This is a genomic window from Streptomyces alboflavus, from assembly GCF_000716675.1.
GTDB classification, from domain to species: Bacteria; Actinomycetota; Actinomycetes; order Streptomycetales; family Streptomycetaceae; genus Streptomyces; species Streptomyces alboflavus.
This window is the reverse complement of record NZ_JNXT01000129.1, coordinates 1-3,080: the sequence shown is the minus strand read 5'-3', so window position 1 is coordinate 3,080 and position 3,080 is coordinate 1. Positions and strand designations below refer to the sequence as shown.

3 protein-coding genes and 2 pseudogenes are annotated in these 3,080 nt (G+C 66.1%); 4 read left to right on the top strand and 1 reads right to left on the bottom strand.

The genetic code is table 11. The features are described 5' to 3' along the window. A pseudogene (locus tag OO63_RS41005) lies at positions 1–372 on the bottom strand (activator-dependent family glycosyltransferase); the annotation flags it as partial. Positions 373–465: 93 nt separating this feature from the next. Here OO63_RS41005 and rfbA point away from each other — a divergent pair. The 4 genes and pseudogenes from rfbA to OO63_RS47325 form a co-directional block, all read left to right on the top strand. Beyond that, positions 466–1,338, top strand: a complete 873-nt coding sequence (rfbA, locus tag OO63_RS41000) for a glucose-1-phosphate thymidylyltransferase RfbA (protein WP_030363693.1) — start codon at positions 466–468, stop codon at positions 1,336–1,338. 31 nt (positions 1,339–1,369) lie between these two features. Further along, positions 1,370–2,380: a dTDP-glucose 4,6-dehydratase gene (gene rfbB / locus OO63_RS40995; protein ID WP_051811813.1), complete on the top strand. Its 1,011-nt coding sequence runs from the start codon at positions 1,370–1,372 to the stop codon at positions 2,378–2,380. 71 nt (positions 2,381–2,451) lie between these two features. Further along, positions 2,452–2,700 (top strand): hypothetical protein, encoded by a 249-nt coding sequence (locus OO63_RS40990; RefSeq protein WP_030363691.1) that lies wholly within the window; start codon positions 2,452–2,454, stop codon positions 2,698–2,700. After that, positions 2,697–3,080 (top strand): annotated as a pseudogene (locus OO63_RS47325) (activator-dependent family glycosyltransferase); the annotation flags it as partial. The gene OO63_RS40990 and the pseudogene OO63_RS47325, both read left to right, overlap by 4 nt.

The window sequence follows — 3,080 nt, the reverse complement described above, 5'->3', positions numbered from 1 at the left end:
CTCCCACCACCGGCACAACCCCACCAACTCATCCACCAACGGCTCATTCACCAACCGGAACCACCACGGCACCACATCCCCATAACCCGCCCGCAAATAGTCCAACGACAACAACTCACCCGGCACATCCGCCACATCGAACGGCGGGAGTGCCGACCAGCGTTCGTCGCCGTGCCGGGCCTTCAGGACACGCCAGAGCTGGTGGTCGCGGCCCACGGGCACGGCCGTCAGACCGGCCCGGGTGATCTCCGGCACCAGCTCCGGCTGACTCGCCACCCGCACCTCATGACCGGCGGTGTCCAGGGCGTGCGCCAAGGACACCATGCTGAAGAAATGCGTGCGCACGGCATAGGCGGTGAAGAGAATCCGCATGCTCAATGTCCCCCGAATGTCACGTAGTTTCGCCGCGGGTCTTCATGGCGGCCGACAGGAACCGATGCACAGCATGACCCAACGGGAGGAAAGGTGAAAGGGATAGTTCTCGCGGGAGGCACGGGCAGCCGTCTCATGCCGATTACGGCAGGCACGTCGAAGCAACTCCTGCCGATCTACGACAAGCCAATGATCTTCTACCCGCTTTCGGTCCTGATGTTGGCCGGAATCCGGGACGTCCTGATCATCGCGGCACCGGAATCCATGCCTTCGATGCGTGGTCTGCTCGGTGACGGCGCGCATCTCGGAATGAATCTCACGTACGCGCAGCAGCCCGAGCCGCGCGGTATCGCGGATGCCTACATCATCGGCGCCGACCATGTCGGCAACGACCGTTCCGCGCTTATACTCGGCGACAACCTGTTCCATGGGGCAGGATTCCAGGACTTGCTGCGCGAGGCCCGGGAGAAGTCGGACGGCTGCACGCTCTTCGGCTATCCGGTGGCGGATCCCGAGCGCTATGCGGTGGCCGAGACCGACGCGCACGGAAACCTGATCGGCATCGAGGAGAAGCCGGCCTGCCCGGCGTCCAAGAACGCCATCACGGGGCTTTACTTCTACGACAGCGACGTGGTGGAGATGGCGCGCGGACTGCGCCCTTCGCACCGCGGCGAACTGGAGATCACGGATGTCAACAAGCTCTACCTCCAAGCCCACGCCGCCCACCTCGTGCAGTTGGGCCGCGGCTTCACGTGGCTCGACGCGGGCACGTTCCGCTCCCTGCTCGACGCCAGCCAGTACGTCCAGGTCTTGATGGACCGCCAGGGCGTGCGGGTGGCATGTCTGGAGGAGATCGCGCTGCGGATGGGCTTCATCGACGCCGGGCAGTGCCACGAACTGGGCCTGGCCATGGGCGATTCGGGCTACGGACGGTACGTCCGCGAGGTCGCGGAGGCCCTCGCGTGAGCGCGGCGCAGGGCGGGAGGAGGAGGTGGACATGCGTGTCCTGGTGACCGGCGGTGCCGGGTTCATCGGCTCGAACTTCGTGCGGCGCATGCTCGCGGGGGCGTACGCGGGTTTCGAGGACGCCGAGGTCGTGGTCCTCGACAAGCTGACCTACGCCGGGAACCAGAGCAATCTGGCGGGCGCCCTGGACGACCCGCGGCTGCGTTTCGTCCACGCCGACATCTGCGACCGGGACGCCGTGACCAGTGCGATCACGGGGGTCCGGACGGTGGTGCACTTCGCGGCGGAGTCGCACGTCGACCGGTCGCTGCTCGACGGCGACGCGTTCGTCGCGAGCAACATCGTCGGCAGCTACGAACTGCTTCGGGCCGCGCTGCGCACGGAGGTCGACCGGTTCGTCCTGGTCTCCACCGACGAGGTGTACGGCGAGACGGAGACGGCCTCCTGGACCGAGGACTTCCCGCTGCGCCCCAACTCCCCCTATTCGGCGTCGAAGGCGTCGGCGGAGCTGCTCGCCCGGTCCTTCCACCGGACGTACGGACTCCCCGTCTGCACCGCCCGGGCCTCCAATACGTACGGGCCCTACCAGTTCCCCGAAAAGCTCATCCCGCTGTTCGTCACCCGCCTCCTGGACGGCCTGACGGTCCCGCTGTACGGCGACGGCTCACAGGTGCGCGAGTGGATTCACGTGGACGACCACTGCCGGGGTCTCGCCCTCATCGCCGGTGCGGGGCGCCCGGGAGAGACGTACAACATCGGCGGCGGCACTGAGATCTCCAATGCCGAACTGACCAAAATGCTCCTGGAGTTCCTCGACGCCGACTGGTCCCAGGTGCGTTTCACCGAGGACAGGAAAGGACACGACCGGCGCTATTCGATCGACTGCCGGAAGATCCGCGAAGAACTCGGCCACCGCCCGCTCGTGGCGTTCCGCGAGGGACTTCTCGACACGGTGCGCTGGTACGCGGACAACCGGAACTGGTGGGAGCCGCTGAAACGACCCGGTGAGCTTCCCCTGGCCGCCATGGCGGAACCCCACTGACCGCCGCGACGGCACCGAAGGACAGCGACGGAAAACAGCACGCGATCCACGACACAGAAAGGCTCACGGAGATGGACCGGGCAGGCGTCAGGAAAGAGATCCAGACCTTCATGGATCAGTACTACGCACGCGAGGACGGCGCGGGGGAAGGCGCCGAGATGTACGACATCGACTCCTTCACGATGGTGCAGCTCGTCCTGTATCTGGAGGACAAGTTCAACATCGTCATCCTGGAGGAACTGCACGGATTCAGCGGCGGCGACTTCGACGCCTTCGCCGATTTCGTCGCGGCCGCCGGCCAGGAGAACGATGCGGCGTGAGTCGGGTCCTGTTCGTCCTCTACGCGGAAAAGACCCACCTGTTCATCCAGGTGCCGCTGGCACGGGCTTTCGCGGCGGCCGGTCATGAGGTGCGGGTGGCGAGTCAGCCGGAGCTGGTGCCGGAGATCACCCGGGCCGGTCTGACGGCCGTGCCCGTCGGCCGCGACCACGGCATGGGGCGACTCCTCGCGCTGCGCCCGGAGTTCAGAAGCCGCTTCGGGGGCAGCGACCTGCCGCCGTTCGATGTGGCGGATGTGCCGGGTGAGTTGTTGTCGTTGGATTATTTGCGGGCGGGTTATGGGGATGTGGTGCCGTGGTGGTTCCGGTTGGTGAATGAGCCGTTGGTGGATGAGTTGGTGGGGTTGTGCCGGTGGTGGGAG